Below are 17,903 nucleotides of genomic sequence, written 5' to 3'. Positions count from 1 at the left end.
TGTAACTTTCAACAGATAAAAAAATAGAATAGCTAACCATAATGCACAACTAACAATGGATTTTCCAAAATTTAAAGCGGCAACCGTTCAAACTTCTCCTGTTTTCCTCAATGCTGAAAAAACAATTGACAAAGCCATTTCATTTATCAAAGAAGCCAGTTCGAACGGAGCTAAATTAATTGCCTTCCCGGAAGTTTTCATTGCCGGTTATCCGTACTGGAACTGGATAATGACTCCTGTACAGGGCAGCAAATGGTATGAGGAACTGTATAAAAACTCGGTAACTGTAACAGATCCGGGTATGGAACGTTTGTACCAGGCCGCCAAAGAACATAACATGCATGTCGTGATCGGTATTAACGAGCGTGGCAGGAGTTATGGCGAAATTTACAACACCAATCTTATCATTGATAACCAAGGAAACATTATTGGCAAGCACCGGAAATTAGTTCCGACCTGGGCTGAAAAACTAACCTGGACTTCGGGTGACGGATCATCTCTTAAAGTCTACGATACCGAAATCGGGCCGATCGGAACATTAGCCTGCGGCGAGAATACGAATACTTTGGCGCGTTTCACCCTTTTATCACAAGGAGAACTGATCCATATCGCCAATTATATTTCACTTCCCGTTGCCCCACCCGATTATGATATGGCCGAAGCGATTAAAATACGGGCAGCCGCGCATTCCTTTGAAGGGAAATTATTCACTATTGTTTCCTGTTCTACCATTTCAAAAGAAATCATGGATGCCTTACGTCCTGAAGTTCCTAATGTCGATGAGCTTTTAACGCGTAAAAAATCGGCTTTTTCAGGATTTATAGGGCCAAACGGAGCTGTTATTGGAGAACCTCTGATTGATGACGAAGGAATTGTCTATGCCGAAATCGATTTGCAGAAATGCATCCAGCCGAAACAAATGCATGATATTTTAGGGCATTACAACCGTTTTGATATTTTTGACCTGCGTGTCAATATCAGCCCGACGAGAAAAATCACTTTTATTGACAACAACGAAGAATTCAATAAGAAATAATTATGGAAGATATACATAACGATGACGTAATTGGGCGTGCTAGGGTAAAAGATACTCCTGAACTCGAAGCCTATTACAAAGAATTGGAAGGCCTTGGCGCCGGTGCCTTGTGGACGGTTGCCAATGATATCGAGCCCTGGGAACCCCGTTCTTCCTCCGTTCCCATGCTTTGGGAATATGATAACCTACGCGAACTGGTACTTAAATCATCCGAACTGGTTACTCCGGAACAAGCCGGAAGGCGTGTTGTGTATTTGGTCAACGATAAGCGCAAAGACGTAAGCGCTGCCGTGGGCTGGCTCTATACCGGAATTCAGGTGACCCGCCCGGGAGAAAGTACTTCGGCGCACCGTCATAAGGCCTCTGCCCTTCGTTTTATCATGGAAGGCGAAGGCGGTTATACGGTTGTAGACGGAAACAAAGTCACTTTTGAAGTAAATGATTTCGTAATTACGCCAAACAGCGCCTGGCATGAGCATGGTGTTGCCGAAAACGGGAAGACCTGTATTTGGCAGGATGGTTTGGATATTCCTTTGGTAAATGCCCTGGAAGCTAATGATTATGCCGTTTTTGATGGAAAACAACCTCTTACGGCACCAGCCAATTATTTGCCACTGACCTACAGCGGAGCCGGATTGGTACCACAGGATGCCAATTGGGACAAACCGTATTCTCCCCTATTCAAATATGCCTGGAAAGATGTGTATCCGGCCTTGCTCGAAGCTGCAAAAGTGAATGAAGGGTCTCCTTATGACGGGATTATCATGCAATATTCCAACCCGCTGACAGGTGGGCATGTCATGCAAACCATGGGAGCTTCCATACAATTGCTTCGCGCCGGCGAACATACCAAAGCGCACAAACATACAGGTTCTTTTGTATACCAATGTGCCAAAGGAAAAGGATATTCCATTATTAACGGCAAGCGTTTCGATTGGAAAGAAAGGGATATTTTTTGCGTGCCTTCCTGGGCTTGGCACGAACATGTGAACCTGTCGGAAACAGAAGATGCCTGCCTTTTCTCTTTCAATGATTTGCCTGTAATTGAGAAGCTTGGCTTGTACCAGGAAAAAGAATATCCGGAAAATAACGGGCATCAGGTACTGTAATGTATCGAGAATGACAAAATTTCCAAATCAATATTAATTTTATTCAAAAAAAGAAACCCAAAATAAATGAAATTAGCTACTTACACTATAAACCATACCGTACCAAGATTAGGCGTTGTGCTGGAAAACCACATGATCGACCTGGAAGATGTTGCCAAAATCAAAAAGGAAACACTTCCTAAAACAATGCTCGAATTAATAGATTTGGGCTTGCCCGAAGTGGCCAAAATACAGGCTTTGCTTGATAGTTTAACGCCCGAAGAGAAATCGAACTGCGAATATCCGCTATCGAACGTGACTTTCCTTGCGCCCATCCCGAAACCCAGAAAAAATATTATCGGCATCGGGCTGAATTACACGGAACACGTAGCGGAAAGCGCCAGGACTTTGGATACTTCCAACGAACTGCCGCAACAACCGGTTATTTTCTCTAAACCACCTACAACCGTTACCGCCACAAACACAGCCATTTTGCACAATCCCAAACTTACGCAGCAGCTGGATTGGGAAGTGGAATTAGCGGTAATCATCGGTAAGACAGGAAAATATGTCCCTAAAGCTGATGCTATGGATTATGTTTTCGGGTATACCGTAATCAATGATATTTCGGCCAGGGATTGCCGCCGTTCAGGTCAATGGATTGTTTCCAAAGGACAGGATACTTTTGCTCCTATGGGGCCAGTTTTGGTAACAAAAGACGAAATTCCAAACCCGCATAACCTCTCTTTGTCCTTAAAAGTAAATGGTGTTGAAAAGCAAAATTCCAATACAAAATTTATGTTATTCAACATCAACGACCTGATTGAAGATTTAAGTACGGTTTTTACCCTGGAACCCGGCGATATTATTGCAACGGGAACCCCTGCAGGCGTAGGTGCCGGCCGCAATCCGCAGGAATGGATGTGGGATGGAGATGTGGTGGAAGCTACCGTTGAAGGCATTGGAACAATTGTGAATACCGTTAAAGAAATTTAAAATGAAAAAATACAGAATAGGGCAAATTGTGCCTTCCTCAAATGTGACTATGGAAACCGAAATCCCGGCTGTTTTCCGATCGCGCGAAACCATTTTGCCGGAACGTTTTACTTTCCATTCCAGCCGTATGCGGATGAAAAAGGTAACCAAAGAAGAACTTGAAGCCATGGATGCCATGAGTTTGAAATGTGCCCAGGAATTATCAGATGCGCATGTGGATGTTATGGGATATGCCTGCCTGGTTGCCATTATGAGCATGGGGCGTGGGTATCATTGCGTTTCCGAAGTAAACCTGCACCAGGAAACGGTTGCCAACGATTTCCCGACACCTATTGTAACCAGTGCCGGAGCTTTGATTAACGGATTAAAAGTTTTGGGAGCCAAAAAAGTAGCCGTCATTACTCCTTATATGCGTCCGTTGACGGATTTGGTTGTGGATTACATAGAACACCAGGGTTTTGAAGTGGTAGATTCCATTGCTTTAGAAATTCCTGATAATTTGGAAGTTGCTGCTCAAGATCCGATGAATTTATTGGAAATTTACAAAAGATTGAACCTTGAAGGCGTAGATGTTTTAGTCGCTTCAGCCTGTGTGCAGATGCCTTCGTTGGAAGCTATTGATTTGATCCAGAAAGAAATAGGTATCCCGGTTACTTCTGCAGCGGTATGCACCACTTATGAAATGATGAAAAAATTAGGCATCGAAGCCAAATCCAATATCGGAGGGGAATTGTTAAGCGGTAAATATTAAATTATGAAAACATCCATTTTAGGGCTTCGCACCACCATTTATAAAGTAAGCGATATCAATAAAGCCAAAGATTGGTATGCCAAAGCTTTCCAGGCGCTTCCGTATTTTGACAAGCCATTTTATGTAGGTTTTTCCATTGGCGGATATGAGCTGGGATTGCAGCCTGAAGAACAATCGGGCCCTAAAACAGATGCTGTAGTAAGTTATTGGGGTTCAAACGATATCGAATCGGATTATAACCATTTCTTAAGCCTGGGAGCCAAAACCCATGAAGCTCCTCAAAATGTAGGTGGTGAAATTGTTGTGGCAACCGTGACAGATCCCTGGGGCAATGTCATTGGCCTGATTTACAATCCGGAATTCAAATTGCCTTAAACGGAGACTAAAAAGATGGAGCCAATAGACATTTCAAACATCCGCCTGAACAATCAGCAAATTGTCAATTCAAAATTTGAAAAGGCAAAAGACCTGGTCGGCTGGATGGGTGTTATGCAGGCACAGGATTACGCCATGTCCAAATGGGCTTTGGGAACCCGATTATCAGGATCAACCGACCTTTCGGTGGAGGAAGCCATAGATAAAGGCGAAATCATCCGGACCCATTTATTGCGACCTACCTGGCACCTCGCCTCTTGTGACGATATATACTGGCTCCTGGAATTGTCTTCTCCCCAGATAAAATCGAACATGAGGCCAAGATTAAAAGAATTGGAACTTTCCGAGGCGGTATTGTCAAAAAGCAATGCTATAATCGAAAAAGCTTTGGCCGGGCACCATCATTTAACCAGGGAAGAAATCGCTTCGTTATTGAATGATGCCGGAATCGCAACCAATGACAACCGCTTATCCCACATCCTGGTTTATGCTGAAATGGAAGGAATTGTGTGCAGTGGCGCCACTAAAGGTAAAAAACAGACCTACGCGCTTCTCCCGGAAAGGGTGCAGCAAACAAAAAAATTCACAAAAGAAGAATCGCTGGCCAAATTAGCCCAAACCTATTTTTCAAGCCATGGCCCCGCCACATTACAGGATTTTATCTGGTGGTCGGGATTGCCAATTAAAGATGCCCGGGCTGCGCTGGAAATGGTAAAATCAGGATTGATGTCCGAAACGATAGATTCCGATACCTTCTATTTTTTGCAACATGTGCCGATGCCAAAAGGCAATACACCATCGCTTTATTTATTGCCGGCATTTGATGAGTTTTTGATCAGTTATAAAAACAGGACGGCTTCCCTCCTGCTGGAAAACCACAAGAAAACCATATCCAATAATGGGATTTTTTACCCGATTATTGTTTTGAACGGAAAAGTGGCCGGTTTATGGAAAAGGACAATCAAAAAAGAATCTGTTATTATCGAAACCGATCTCTTTCAATCCGAAAACAGGGGAATTGACGAGTTATTCCATGAAAAACTGGAAGCATTTGGATCTTTTTTGAATAAAAAGGCCGAATACAAACCTCAAATAGTATAATAAATACAAATGACAACCAAAATACCAAAGAAAATATTAGCCCGGAAAGACGAGATAACCGTTGGGTATTTGGCCATTGTCGAACAGCACATCAATGATTTCCTGGCAGGTAAAACGGCTGAATTTTATGAAATCCGGGATTTTGCCAGCCAGATGTTTATCCACCCGACACATTTGAGCAATACCATAAAACTCACAACGGGAAAAGCACCTTGCTATTTTTTTGAAGAACATATCGTTGCTATTGCCAAAAACAAACTGGAAGAAAATGAAATGTCTATTTCCGAAATTGCCCACTTCCTGACTTTTGACCCTTCCAATTTTACAAAATTTTTCAAACGTTTTACCCATCTGACTCCAAAACAATACCGGGAATCCGTCCTGATGCCCAAATCCAGGTAAAATACTGAAACAGTCACCATTTTTTTGACGTCCAACTCCCTAATTTTGTCTTGTTAATTTAAACATAAAGCAATGACAAAGAGTAAAATAGCATTAGTGACCGGTGGCAGCCGGGGTTTGGGGAAAGAAATGGTTTTGAGCCTTGCCAAAAAAGGTTTGGACATTATTCTCACCTATAACAGCAAAAAAGAAGAAGCGGAAAAAGTAATCGGCCTGGTTGAGGCGTTGGGGCAAAAAGCAGCGGCTATCCAATTGAATGTTGGGGAAACGAAAACATTTGATGCTTTTTTTAAGGAAGTTTCAGCAGTTTTATCGGCTACTTTCCAAACACAAACATTTGATTACCTGGTTAATAATGCAGGAATCGGCATTCATGTTTCTTATATGGAAACAACTGAAGAACAGTTTGATACACTACTTAATATCCAATTCAAAGGAACATTCTTCCTGACCCAGCGAGCGCTCCCATTAATGGCAGATGGCGGAGGTATCGTCAATATTTCAACTGGTTTGGCGCGTTTTTCTTTTCCTGGATTTGCGGCCTATGCTGCTATGAAAGGCGCCATCGAAACACTTACAAAATACCAGGCCAAAGAATTGGGCAGCAGGCAAATAAGAGCCAATGTGGTGGCTCCCGGCGCTATAGAAACCGATTTTGGCGGCGGCGCAGTGCGTGACAATGCGGATATGAATAAATCCATAGCTTCAGCAACCGCTTTGGGGCGTGTCGGGCTTCCGGACGATATTGGCAGTGTCGTTGCCTTTTTGTGTACTGAAGATGCCAAATGGGTCAATGCCCAGCGTATTGAAGTTTCCGGCGGTATGATGTTATAAATAAAAGCCCATTACGGGCTTTTTTTATTTTAAGGATAGTTTTTTCCTGTTCTTAAAAAACTGATAGAGCTGAAAAACGGCCAAACCTATAAATAGCAAGGGAATGCATCTGGAAAATGTATTTTGATGGATGATCCCGGAATGGGAAATACTTCCGATGCTTACAATTAAAACAAACATTCCTGAAAACGTCCCTAAAAGTGTCCCGATTACATACAAAAAGTTCAAAACCGGTCCTTTGAAAATATAATTGCCATTAACCAAATAGATATTCCAACTCATCCAAAACGGTACCTGGGCAAAATTCGTAGCGCTGAAAAACAAACCGGTAAACAAGGCGGGATATTGGAACAATGCCTTATAATCAGAGGGTTCTCCACTTCTGTCCGCATTGGAAGCATAAAAATAATACGCCAGGAAAAGCAAAAAGAAAATGGAAAAAACCGAAATCCTCTGTTTCCATTGTTGGTTCAATTCCAATTTGTGGGCCAATTGCAAAGCGGCGTACACCACAATTCCTTCTACAAGTACAACCCCAAAAAGATAGTATGCCAATTGGGTGAGATCTGTTTTTGAATAAATCTGGAAACCGATAACACTCAGGTAGCCTAATGGTATCGAACCCACAAAACTGACCGCAAAACCGACAAGGATGTTTTTAAATAGTTTCATGCTAAAAATGTACAATCTTATTGTTTTGTTCCAAATGCAGCCTGTATTGCACCATTCCTTCTTTGTGGCTCAAAAATGGAATGCCTCTTTTGTTATTAGCAATGCTTATTTCAAACATATAGGAAATATGCCGCGCTAGCTCTTTCCAGGCAAAGAAAATCGAATGTGCCGGATCGTAAATATGGGTTGGTTCGCTCGCTGCGCCGTTTAATTCTACCAGGGCAAAATTCTTTCCCTGCTCCAGGGAAGCCAGCGATTCATACATGAGATCCATCCTTCCGAAATAAAACCCGGGAATCTGTAAACACATTTCATTTATGGTTTCCTGCAATTTGGGCGAAATCAAATGGCTTGCATCTGTAAATTTGGTACCCCGGCAATGATTCCCATAAGGAACCAGGTTTTTTAGTTCTCCTTTATCTAAAACTTTAGATAATGCTTCCTTATATTCTTTTTCCAAAGCTTTTAGCTGCAAGGCATGCCTTTTGTTTTTTTGCAGCAATTCTCTGATGCTGGAAATTCCGTCCCCTGTAACGGTCAGGTATTCCTTGCTGACAATCCCGGTAAGCCTTCCTTTGTCTTCATGCGGGAACCGAACGTAAAAAATGCCTATTTCGTTTTCATACGGAATTAATTCCTGGAGCAAATAATCAAAATTGGCTTTGTCATGGTATTGTTCCAATTCTTCGATGGTATGGATTTTTTTCACCGCAGAACCCCTTAGCCCAATATCCGGTTTGGCAATCAGCGGAAATACAATAGTGGATTCTTCCAGTACAGTTTTTACAGCAGCAAAAGAGGTTCCTTCTTTTACCAGTTCGGTCGCAGGATAATACTTTTTGGGGATCAGGTCATAGATTTCTTTTTTGCTGTCCATGATAAATCCCCCGTTTTTCATCCCCGGATTGGAAGCATTGAAAAAGAATATTGTTTTGGCTTTCAAGGCATAATACGCCCATAAAAAATAAATCGGGATATATACTATCGTAAACGGCCAGTATTCCCAATGGGCCAGTTTATGTAAAAATAAGCGCATCAGATGACAATAAAGGAATTAATAAATTGCTCATTTTGAATAAGGTCCAGGTGGCGGAGCACAACTTTGTTTTTTTCGATAACGGTTTGTGTAATGCTTAATGTTTTAAGGGTTTCGTTTCGGTTGATGACCAAACCGTTTTCCGGATTCCCTTCTTCCGTATACCGGTGGAAATCCATCATGCCCGTTTCCGATACGGTCTCTTTCCCTTCTAAAAAAGCGGAAAACCATTGTGCCCTGTGCTCCCTGATTTCCATAGGATACAAGGTTGAAGACGACCAAATGTGGCTCTTGGTTTCGTCCAGCTGGATACTTTCTTTCGCCTGCCCGTCCCACCGCAATTGGAATAATTCCATATTTTCAAGGACGACGAGTGTAAAAGGCTCAATATCATCTAAATCGATAGTGTTCCAATATCTTGTAATGCATTCAGAACCAATCAAATCCAGAAGTATCAATCCCCTGCTTTTCCTGTAATGGCTTTTGGGGATATGTTTTACGGCAGCGCCATTCAAGAGGACAATCACATTTGCATTTTCATCAACAGCATACCAGGTCCCTCCTGCTTTGGAATCCTTTGGGAAGAAAACATTTTTATGGTGGATCAGGTAATTCCTGGGCTCAATTGCCTTGGGGCGCAGCACTTTTTCATCCCTGTTGGATGTAATGATAATCTTACCGTTGCTGTTTACAAAAGTTACTGTGCACATTGTTTCCGGTATTCGATTGTAGATGGTGCAACGCCAAAATTTTCAGGAATTGCAATGTTTTCCAGCTGGTAAGCCGCTACTTTTATAAGCGCCTGGTGGTGTATGCAATGTTCCAGGTTGTACAGGACTTCCCGGAAATAATTGGTTTCGATGACCACCGGCTCCTCTAAAATCATTTGTGTAAGGATGAGGCTTTTGTTTTCTTTTTCGATGGATTGCAAGATGGCGTCAATACAAGCCATAGCAAAATAACTGTCGGATTCTGTTTGTTTGTCCCTGTTCCTGTCATCATAATTCAGCTTTCCATTTTTATAAGAATCCAGCAAACACTGAAACAATTCGATGATATGCCTGGTGTGTTGGCCAATGGAGGAATCTCCCAGAGAATGTATGGAAGCAGTATAATCTTCATCAGGCAGCTGGCCAAGTAACTTTTTTAAATCGCCAAGCGTATGGTGTACAGCACTAAAATCCATAATTACCGTTTTAAGAAATTAATATCGTCTTTATACCTGATCATCAAAAGCAAACTGCAAAAAAACGTAATCAAGGCTAAGATAAACAAAGTTCCTTTATCATCGTTCACTTCTATCCCCAATACAAACAAATGCGAAAGTATGGCTACCAGCATCGTCCCCATGGCTGTAAATGCCGCATAAAACCTGGTTTTGTCTACAAATAACAATATAGAAGCTATTAATTCGACAATACCGGACCCAATCCTGCCATATGGTTCTATTCCAAGTTTTGTAAATATATAGACCGATTCCGGGTTTGCCGTAAATTTAAAAAATAAGGTCTGGAGCAGGATTATGGCCACTATTATTTTTAAAATCCTATTGATATAAATCGTTTTCATCGCTGTTAATTTTGAATTTTTTTCCAATTGATATCCGCGCTGGCTTTTAGTTTTTTCTCTTCCTTATTCCAGCTTTTTAAGGTATTGTTGAAATAAGCGTTGTAAAAAAGATACAATTTGCCATCTGTGATTTTAAAGGTTTCAGGGTTGATTTCAACCTTTTTGCCATAATCGCCCATGGCATAAGCACACCAACCGCCATATTGGGGTTCATAAGTGGCGGGATGCTGCAAAAAAGCAGCCGCATTTTCTTTGGAAGAAAAATAATAAACAACTCCCTGGTATTCGGAAGCCAATTCTTTCTTGCCTTTTACCGCTTTATTTTGCTTAAAATACGCCACAGGATCATAACCCTGGAGCGCTACTTTGCCCTCTAAATTCAGATGGGCCGTTTTTCTAGTTGTTTGTGAAAACCCTGAAAAACTCAAGAAAAGGAGAACAATAAACAGTACTTTTTTCATAATAGATACATTTAGAATTAATACTGTAAAAGTATAAACGGCTGAAAAATGCTTTTGTCGGCTACTTTACAAACAGGATGTTTTTTTTACAGCACCGAAATATCAGGTATGATGATTTCCTTCCGGTTGTATTCCAAAAGGCCGCTTTCCACCATTTCATTGAGCAATGTTGTGGCGGTTTGTCGCGAGGTACATATGATTTGGGCAATATCGTTCTGGGTCAGGTAATTCCCAAGGGTCACTTTTTGGTTTTCAAATACACCTTCCTTTTCGGCCCAGTCCTTAAGGAAAGCAATCAGCCGGGTACGGGCATCTTTGGAAACCAAATTGGAGTAATTATTTTTTAGCCGTTTCATCTTCAGCCCGACAAATTTGGTATATCCCAAAGCCAGGTTGGGGTTTCTGAGCATCAAATCTTCAAAATCAGACAAAAGGAAACTGCAGATGGAAACTTCATCCGTTAGTACTTTTGCATATTCATTGACCACGCTGTCGCTTTCCAGGGTAAGTTCACCGAACAGATCCCCTTTCTGGACAATATCCTTAATGGTTTCATTTCCATCTTCGTCTAAAGAAACGATTTTGATGGCGCCTCTTTTAAGCAGGAAAATCCTCGGGGTTTCGGAATTTGAAAAATAAATGATTTCCCCTTTATTGGCTTTCTTAAAACCGACAATAATGCACAGTTGCTTTATTTGGGCAAAACTCAATACCCTAAATAATTTATGATCTCTTAAATACCAGTATTTTAATTCCTCATACATACTAAAAAGGCTGATTTGCTTGGTTTGCGTCTTGAAAAGAAGTTTGAATATACACAATAAATATGAAAGGGCAATTTCAAAAAACAAATTTAATTTTTGTGTCGGAAAACAGTGTCGGCTGCTTTACATTTTGTTGAAAATAAAAAATAGGAAGCATTTTTTGTAAGGTTATATTTACACATAAGTGTTTGACTATCAGCACTTTTTAACTTTTGTTTTAACAAATGATACGGTTTAATTACACCAATCAGCAAATCGTTTGATGTAACTTTATCTTTTAGTTTTCTAAAAATAATACCACAAAATTAGCCCTTATGAAAAAGAATCTATTTATACAGATACTTACTTACAGCCTATTGCTTTTTTCCGCCATGCAACTCAGTGCACAGGTAGGTATCGGAACGTCGACTCCGGCCGCCAGTTCGGTTTTGGATATTACTTCTACCACCAAAGGATTATTGGCCCCAAGAATGACAACCGCACAAAGGATTGCCATTGCTTCGCCCGCTAACGGTTTAATGGTTTATGATACCGATATCAAGTCTTTTCATTATTATGACACTTCCACTTCTGCCTGGATTAAGGTTTTCGGGGACAAGGAAGGCCGCCTGAAATACAAACTGATCAAATCTACAGATGTGCTGGCGACGGTATTGGCTACCGAACTCGCAGCAGGCGGCGGAACAAAATATGTTTTGGATACCTCGACACTCTATGAGGTCAACGGTACCATTGTTGTTAATTTCCCTATCGATTTGAACAATGCCTATATTGTAGGTCAGGATGCCGGCGAGGACAAATTGGTCAGGACTACTGGAAATCTTTTTGAAGGAGATAAAGGAGGCTCTGTTAAAATCCTCACTCTTGTAGCGTCGTCCGGACAGGTTTTTAACTTATTGGGAACCGGCGGGCAAACACAAAACCTGATCTTAAGGGATTGTATCATAGCCAGTTCGGCGAGCATCGGAAAAATTGAGAATTTCGCATTGGCTTTTATGAGTATCGTGCAATTTGCTGGGAATACTACGGGTATAATCTATAAAGATATCACTAAATTACTGATTAGCAACGCAGCTTGGTTCGGGACCAATACAGGAACCTATGAAACCTATCAGGGGACTTTCGGCCTTATCGAAAAAGAAGGCGGTTTTACCGAAGTCATCGGGACTGCAGTAGGTTTTGATGTTTCTGCCAATCCGACCATAACCGGAGACGCCGTAATGGATGCGGTTGTCTTTACAGGCACAGTTACCACCGGGAAGTACATCAATCCTTATACGGTGGGAACCTATTCTGGTTATAATTTTAACGACAGTTGGGGTGTCCGTTGCGCCGGGATCCCTAATGAAGGAGATACCTATGCTACCGGGGCTTTCTATTTTGACCGAAGCGGTGCGCCGGCCAATACGATTGCCACAACAATCAATACAGCGTATAAATTAACCGGGACGACCGTATCCTCCAATTTATACCGTTTTACCGCACCTACAAACAACAGGCTAACCTATATGGGAAAAAAAACAAGGTCGTTTCAGGTAATTGCTAATGTGGCGTACCTGGAAGTCAGTGGTGGTAGCAATGCACAGTATGTATATTACCTGGCCAAGGTTTCCACTCCGGCTACAGGTTCTGTTGTGACGCCAATTACTGCAACCGAAGCTTTTACCGATACGAACAGTGGTTTTGTACAGGGCTTCTCTATTGCCGGGACAGTATCGTTAAGTACGGGAGAATCTGTAGAAGTATATTTGAAAAGGATCAATTCAGGAACAAAAATTACGATGGGGACGTATTCCCTAAATCTTTCTATGAAGTAAAATACCACATCATATTTCATAGTTTTTTATTGGAAACCGCGGGCGTGTGCACTTCCCCGCGGTTTTTCTTTTATGCTAAAAAACGCCCTGATAACAGAGCGTTTTTTCTATAATAAACTAAAAATAAATCAGTATTTAAATTACCGGATGTTTATTTATCGGCTAATAATTTTTCTTCTTCCGGCGAAATATCCACTACGGCATAAGTTGGGATTTTTGTTATTGCCATTTCGTCTAAAACAGTTACTAAATGGCCATAATCAGACTCTTTGCTTGGTTTTATAATTACAATGAGCCCTCTTTTAGGGTCTCCGGTATGTTTGACGGCTCTGTTGCTTCTTTCAGTCAATTCCTTACGCAAAGAATTTTCTCCATACGTTAAGGTTTTTGGTTCCTCATACAGATACGGCATGTCTCCAAAATAACTCACAATATGGTTATCTTTTCCTATCAATAGGGTCATCATTCTGACATCAGTTCCAAAAAAGCAGCCCCCACCTCCGCAACCTCTTCCCCTTCCCGGCATTCCTAAATCCATACTGGTTGGTCGTGATAAAAAAGAACTAAGCATAAAAAATACAATAAGTAAGAACGAAATACTTACCATTGCTGTTAAATCTACCCTTGGATGTAATTTTTTTGTCTTTCGGGTAATTGGTTTTCTACCGAAATCATTCCTTGCTTCGCTCATGGTATTTTCTGTATTATTATTCACATTGATAATTATACCAATGATATAAAAAAAAACTAGAATACCAATATATACTTCATAAAAAAACGCCCCGGATACCAGGGCGTTTGAATGTATTGCAATAAACGTTCTATTCTCTTGTTAATTGGAAACTGTTTGGATTGCTAAGAACCGAAACGGTCGAATCAAAAGGTGCTCCTGCTTTTGCAAAACCTGAAGCATCCGGCCTGAGGTATTTGCCCCAAACAGATTCTAAGGATACGAATGACATGTAATCTACAGAGCCATAAAATATTAAGTTTCCAACCGTGGTGTTGCTTGGCGCATAGATTTTCCATTTTTCCCATGGCCCGATTGCTGTCCTGTTTACGCTTACATCATCGTCCCATGATTCTGCAGTGATATATAAATTATTGTTAAGGCACTTAAAAGCCACTTCATCTCCTGTTTTTACCTGTGCGGTCGAAGTTGGATTGTTCGGGTTTACAATCTTAAACCTTGCCCAAGGCATCCATACGCTATTAAGCCAAGGCGAAGTAGTACTCCAGGTCTTGTTAATGGTTGCATCGCCGTTAGATTCACCGGTAAAGAATTTTCGGGTTGGTACATGGGAAATGGTCATGATATCGCCAAAAGCCATATAACGGCTGCCTGTTTTTGCCTCACTAACTGTATTGTTTTGGTCGTTTGAAAGTACTGCATCATCTTTTTCACAGGATGCAAAGAATAAAAATGCAACAGCGCATACTAATCTTGAAAGTTTTTTCATTGTAATTTTGTTTAAAAGTTATAGTGCAAAACTAAAATGGAAACCCTTGTGAATGTCTTTTAAAATAAGCGTTTGTGACGAAATCCCGATAAAATAGTGACGAATCTTTCTTTATGCTTTTTGTGGATTGGAACGCTTGTGACCAAACAGTTCTTTTATGGGACGAGTATATTTTCCACGATTTTATTTTTAGAATGAATGGGAATGAAAAAGAATCAAAAAAGACCGGATAATCATTTTCATCCAGGAATTTGAATAAAAAAAACGCCTTGTATACCAACCAAGGCGTTTCATCTGAAGGGTCAAAGCCTATTTTAAGACCATGAACCGCTTCCTCCTCCAACACCTGCTACTGTTGAAACAGAACCGGATTGGAAACTTCCCAGCAAATTGGAACTTTTGTCAAAGAACAAGATGCTGGTGTAGGCAAAAGCACAATTGAATTGCATGCTGACAGTGTTGGCATACAAACGGTTGATGTCATCGGTATACACATCCCCGAACAAGGCTCCCCCACCTGGAGAAGAAATTCCTCCTCCTTTTCCGTTGAATGTTTTACCGCCGTTTTTTACGGTTACCTGGAATTGCAGGTAAAAAATCATACTTGCTACGCTTCCGTTTGCCGGATACGCCGTAGAAGCGGAAAGGATTTGTTTTTTTACGGATGAAATGGTGGCATCATCCAATTTACCGGTCATTGCATTTTGAAAATCATGGGCTACGATTTCCCTGCTTACTTCGTGTTGAACTGTGGCGTCAGTTCCGTTTAGGTTGTTTGACATAATCTAGTTGTTTTTGGTACCTACTCTTTGTTAAGCTTTTCGGTTTCCGCTGTGGTTAAATAGTTATACCTAAAGGTACATCTCACAACAATAGAAAGTACGGGTAGTTTTGCCTGATTTTTACCCACGTAACTTTACGTAATCAACAACACAGATTTAGTAATCATTACACAAAAGCCATAGCCTGTGTTAAGCCTTGCCAGATTTTTCCAGTTCTTTTTGATGGTTTTGCAGGGCTTGCAGCTTGATGGAGTATTTCATTTGGACCGGCAGCCCGTATTTTTCGATTCCCCTAATGGCTTTGTCGTGTATTATTTCCGTAAGGCCTTTGTCTGGTATTTCCCCTTCCGCAGGCAGCGAGTCCAGGTATTCGGCCAACTGCAAAGCGGAAATACTTTTGTTATACTTATGCTTGGCCTCTTTTATTTTGCGTTCCAGTACCAATTGCGCGTACTGATTGTCCAATAGTTCTTTGGCTATTATCTCCTTTATTTTAGCGGCATCGTTCCTTACAATGGGATGCTGCATTTTTTCCTGCTGTTTGGCAATGACGTGGTTGTGCATCTTTATCAGTTGCAGTTTGGCATTTACGGGCAAATCTCGCTGTCCTATTTCAAACATGGCGAGTTGGCTTATGGTAATTTTCAACAGCATAGCTGTTTCTTCCTGGGTCAAACCCAGGGCTTCTCGAAATAGGTGTGATTTTATCATATACTAAAAGTTAATTGTGATAATTTTTTTTGAAGGATAAATTTAATCACATTTCTGTGATAATTTTTATCTAAATTAAAATTTGATCACTAAAGTGTGATGATTTTTTTTGACTTGCATTTTTTATCACAGGGAATGATTTTTTGAATCCCTGAAGAATGTTAAAATAAGAAAAAATTTACAATATCCTATTTGAATGTAAACAGAAATAAATACATTTATACAATAATTCTTACGATGCGTTTTGGGTTGCGTACTGAAAATGCCTCGGTAGGAAAAGGCGTAAAACCCCAATTGCCTTAAAAATATTGGGTTAACTAACAAATAAAACCATAAGTCATGTTAAAAAACATCTTAAAATTAGACGGAGCAAAAGAATTAAGCAAAAACGAGCAAAAATCAATCAACGGTAAAGGAGGAGATCTTCTGGCTTGTCGTTGTGATAATGGGCAACTGGTAGTAGGACATGCAGACAACTGCAAACAATTAACCGATGCATTTTGCCCACAGGAATCTTAATTTCCTTATTTGAAATAAAGAAAACCCCGAAAGTATATCTTTCGGGGTTTTTTAATAGGTACTATTTCAAACTATTCTTTTACCACTTTACTTCTAACGATACCGTCTGTTGTTTCAATCGCGATAAGGTACAGTCCTTTTTTCAATGCACCGATATTAATCACAGCGTTATTGTCTGCTCCTTTGTATTGCTCTTCTTTTGCCAGGTTGTTGTTCATGTCGAAGAAGGAAACTTTTTTGATTAACTTGTTGTTTTCCAAATTAATTATAAGGTTGTCTTTTACAGGGTTGGGATAGATTTTTATTAAAGATTCGACAGGTATTTCTTCCGAATCCCTGACATCAACCACCGCAACTCTACAGCCCTCGTCTACCCTGATAAGAACAGATTTGGTAAACCAAACAGGTTCTCCTGTGGCAACAGTAATCCTGTAATAACGATCCTGGCCAATTAGTGTCCCAGAATCAAAGACACCACCCAATAAAGGACCTCCATTTACCTCAGTCATTGCCTTGTTCTGATTTGGCGCCTGGGTGAGATACCACTGGCCATTTCCAACATTATCCCCCACATCCCACCAACGGTTGCAAGGCGTAATTCCTACATAATATTTGGTTTCCAACTCACATGATCCAGGATTAAAATACAATTGTGAGGATTTACATAATGTTATCGGGCCGTCAAGATCAGAGAAAGTAATTCCGGTAGTCCCTAAGGTAAAGTCTGGTTTGGCTCCCTGACAAGTTACATAACCGGTATAAGTAGGCGTGGCAGAACATCCGTTGCCGGAATACGAAACCTTTACCTTATACATATATTGTTTTCCAGGCAATTGCAGTGCATAGCCGTAATTAAGATATGCCCCGTCCGGTGTGGTATCTGCAGGAAAAGGCATATTTAATGTTATTAGGCTCCAATTCGTGTCGGTTGTTAATTTCCTTTCTACGCTAAACGTAAACAAGCCGGCATTACACAACGAATTGTCTTGGCATTTCAATTGTAATTTTACGTCATAGTACGCAGGGTAAGTGGTACTCCTTGTAATGGCAGAAGTGGTCAAAGTTACCGTAATGGCTCCAAATACGTTGGAACTGGCAAACATCAAAAAGATGCTAAGCGCTAATAATGTTTTTTTCATAAAAATGGTTTTAAAGTTATTCCTACAAAAGTATTTTCGATTCCGGCACTTAAATCTTAAAATTTTGATTTTGTGATGAATACCTGTTATAATAGTGATGAATGGCTGTATGCTTTTTTTCCGGAAATTTTCAATTGTGATGAACCGATCGTTTTATGGGATAATTTTGCTTGTTGAAAACCTTGCTCCTTACTTTACCTGAAACCTTGTTTTTAACGGAAATTCCGTGACTTTACCTGTAAGAAATCTTCTCATGTATTGTCATTGCTGGGTAAAATAATTTATGCCTGTGTTTTAACACTGCTCTTTCTCTTTGAGCGAATTTTATTGTTATTTTTGGACGGCTTTCCATCTTGCCAAGTACCGATAATAGCTATTAACAACCGCCAT

The 17,903-nt window shown here is 40.6% G+C and carries 22 protein-coding genes; 10 read left to right on the top strand and 12 right to left on the bottom strand.

Going from position 1 to position 17,903, the window contains the following annotated elements; all coding sequences use genetic code 11:
* Window positions 1-55: 55 nt before the first annotated feature.
* From E4635_RS01715 to E4635_RS01680, 8 genes are all read left to right on the top strand, one after another.
* Window positions 56-1,036, top strand: a complete 981-nt coding sequence (locus E4635_RS01715; protein ID WP_135524883.1) for a carbon-nitrogen hydrolase family protein — start codon at window positions 56-58, stop codon at window positions 1,034-1,036.
* A 2-nt stretch (window positions 1,037-1,038) separates the two neighbouring features.
* Window positions 1,039-2,145, top strand: a complete 1,107-nt coding sequence (locus E4635_RS01710; RefSeq protein ID WP_135524882.1) for a cupin domain-containing protein — start codon at window positions 1,039-1,041, stop codon at window positions 2,143-2,145.
* A 66-nt stretch (window positions 2,146-2,211) separates the two neighbouring features.
* A complete protein-coding gene (locus E4635_RS01705; protein ID WP_135524881.1) occupies window positions 2,212-3,120 on the top strand; it encodes a fumarylacetoacetate hydrolase family protein in 909 nt (302 codons plus the stop codon).
* 1 nt (window position 3,121) lies between these two features.
* On the top strand, window positions 3,122-3,871 hold the full coding sequence (locus tag E4635_RS01700; protein WP_135524880.1) for a maleate cis-trans isomerase family protein: 750 nt from the start codon (window positions 3,122-3,124) through the stop codon (window positions 3,869-3,871).
* Between the two features lie 3 nt (window positions 3,872-3,874).
* The gene (locus E4635_RS01695) at window positions 3,875-4,246 is read left to right on the top strand and encodes a VOC family protein (RefSeq protein WP_135524879.1); all 372 of its coding nucleotides are present in this window, start codon (window positions 3,875-3,877) and stop codon (window positions 4,244-4,246) included.
* Window positions 4,247-4,261: 15 nt separating this feature from the next.
* Window positions 4,262-5,347, top strand: a complete 1,086-nt coding sequence (locus E4635_RS01690) for a winged helix DNA-binding domain-containing protein (protein WP_135524878.1) — start codon at window positions 4,262-4,264, stop codon at window positions 5,345-5,347.
* A 9-nt stretch (window positions 5,348-5,356) separates the two neighbouring features.
* Complete coding sequence (locus tag E4635_RS01685) at window positions 5,357-5,749, top strand: helix-turn-helix domain-containing protein (RefSeq protein ID WP_135524877.1); 393 nt, start codon at window positions 5,357-5,359, stop codon at window positions 5,747-5,749.
* A gap of 72 nt (window positions 5,750-5,821) precedes the next feature.
* Window positions 5,822-6,583, top strand: coding sequence for an SDR family NAD(P)-dependent oxidoreductase (locus E4635_RS01680; RefSeq protein WP_135524876.1), 762 nt, complete (start codon window positions 5,822-5,824; stop codon window positions 6,581-6,583).
* 24 nt (window positions 6,584-6,607) lie between these two features.
* Here the strand turns inward: E4635_RS01680 and E4635_RS01675 are convergent, their stop codons facing one another.
* The 7 genes from E4635_RS01675 to E4635_RS01645 all read right to left on the bottom strand — a co-directional run bounded on the left by E4635_RS01675 (window position 6,608) and on the right by E4635_RS01645 (window position 11,085).
* Window positions 6,608-7,255, bottom strand: a complete 648-nt coding sequence (locus tag E4635_RS01675) for a hypothetical protein (RefSeq protein WP_135524875.1) — start codon at window positions 7,253-7,255, stop codon at window positions 6,608-6,610.
* Between the two features lies 1 nt (window position 7,256).
* A complete protein-coding gene (locus E4635_RS01670) occupies window positions 7,257-8,291 on the bottom strand; it encodes an ATP-grasp domain-containing protein (RefSeq protein WP_135524874.1) in 1,035 nt (344 codons plus the stop codon).
* Complete coding sequence (locus tag E4635_RS01665; RefSeq protein ID WP_135524873.1) at window positions 8,291-9,001, bottom strand: NRDE family protein; 711 nt, start codon at window positions 8,999-9,001, stop codon at window positions 8,291-8,293. The genes E4635_RS01670 and E4635_RS01665 overlap by 1 nt, the downstream gene beginning before the upstream one ends.
* Complete coding sequence (locus E4635_RS01660; RefSeq protein ID WP_135524872.1) at window positions 8,989-9,477, bottom strand: DinB family protein; 489 nt, start codon at window positions 9,475-9,477, stop codon at window positions 8,989-8,991. Before E4635_RS01660 ends, E4635_RS01665 begins: the two co-directional genes overlap by 13 nt.
* Before the next feature lie 2 nt (window positions 9,478-9,479).
* Window positions 9,480-9,860: a DoxX family membrane protein gene (locus E4635_RS01655; RefSeq protein WP_135524871.1), complete on the bottom strand. Its 381-nt coding sequence runs from the start codon at window positions 9,858-9,860 to the stop codon at window positions 9,480-9,482.
* Window positions 9,861-9,865: 5 nt separating this feature from the next.
* A complete protein-coding gene (locus tag E4635_RS01650) occupies window positions 9,866-10,321 on the bottom strand; it encodes a YHS domain-containing (seleno)protein (protein ID WP_135524870.1) in 456 nt (151 codons plus the stop codon).
* Window positions 10,322-10,407: 86 nt separating this feature from the next.
* On the bottom strand, window positions 10,408-11,085 hold the full coding sequence (locus E4635_RS01645) for a Crp/Fnr family transcriptional regulator (protein WP_135524869.1): 678 nt from the start codon (window positions 11,083-11,085) through the stop codon (window positions 10,408-10,410).
* A gap of 314 nt (window positions 11,086-11,399) precedes the next feature.
* On the opposite strand from E4635_RS01645, the gene E4635_RS01640 reads away from it, so the two are divergent.
* The gene (locus E4635_RS01640) at window positions 11,400-12,902 is read left to right on the top strand and encodes a hypothetical protein (protein WP_135524868.1); all 1,503 of its coding nucleotides are present in this window, start codon (window positions 11,400-11,402) and stop codon (window positions 12,900-12,902) included.
* 151 nt (window positions 12,903-13,053) lie between these two features.
* Here the strand turns inward: E4635_RS01640 and E4635_RS01635 are convergent, their stop codons facing one another.
* The 4 genes from E4635_RS01635 to E4635_RS01620 all read right to left on the bottom strand — a co-directional run bounded on the left by E4635_RS01635 (window position 13,054) and on the right by E4635_RS01620 (window position 15,855).
* A complete protein-coding gene (locus E4635_RS01635) occupies window positions 13,054-13,617 on the bottom strand; it encodes an ExbD/TolR family protein (protein WP_135524867.1) in 564 nt (187 codons plus the stop codon).
* Window positions 13,618-13,723: 106 nt separating this feature from the next.
* Window positions 13,724-14,362 (bottom strand): fascin domain-containing protein, encoded by a 639-nt coding sequence (locus E4635_RS01630; protein WP_135524866.1) that lies wholly within the window; start codon window positions 14,360-14,362, stop codon window positions 13,724-13,726.
* A 314-nt stretch (window positions 14,363-14,676) separates the two neighbouring features.
* Complete coding sequence (locus E4635_RS01625; protein WP_135524865.1) at window positions 14,677-15,144, bottom strand: VapA/VapB family virulence-associated protein; 468 nt, start codon at window positions 15,142-15,144, stop codon at window positions 14,677-14,679.
* 189 nt (window positions 15,145-15,333) lie between these two features.
* Entirely contained in the window at window positions 15,334-15,855 is a 522-nt protein-coding gene (locus E4635_RS01620; RefSeq protein WP_135524864.1) for a helix-turn-helix domain-containing protein, read from the bottom strand.
* A 339-nt stretch (window positions 15,856-16,194) separates the two neighbouring features.
* On the opposite strand from E4635_RS01620, the gene E4635_RS01615 reads away from it, so the two are divergent.
* Entirely contained in the window at window positions 16,195-16,374 is a 180-nt protein-coding gene (locus E4635_RS01615) for a hypothetical protein (protein WP_135524863.1), read from the top strand.
* Window positions 16,375-16,445: 71 nt separating this feature from the next.
* Here the strand turns inward: E4635_RS01615 and E4635_RS01610 are convergent, their stop codons facing one another.
* Window positions 16,446-17,513, bottom strand: coding sequence for a T9SS type A sorting domain-containing protein (locus E4635_RS01610; protein WP_135524862.1), 1,068 nt, complete (start codon window positions 17,511-17,513; stop codon window positions 16,446-16,448).
* Between the last annotated feature and the right edge of the window lie 390 nt (window positions 17,514-17,903).

The sequence above is a fragment of the Flavobacterium humi genome (genome assembly GCF_004745595.1).
GTDB lineage: Bacteria > Bacteroidota > Bacteroidia > Flavobacteriales > Flavobacteriaceae > Flavobacterium > Flavobacterium humi.
This window is presented reverse-complemented; position numbering and strand designations above follow the sequence as displayed.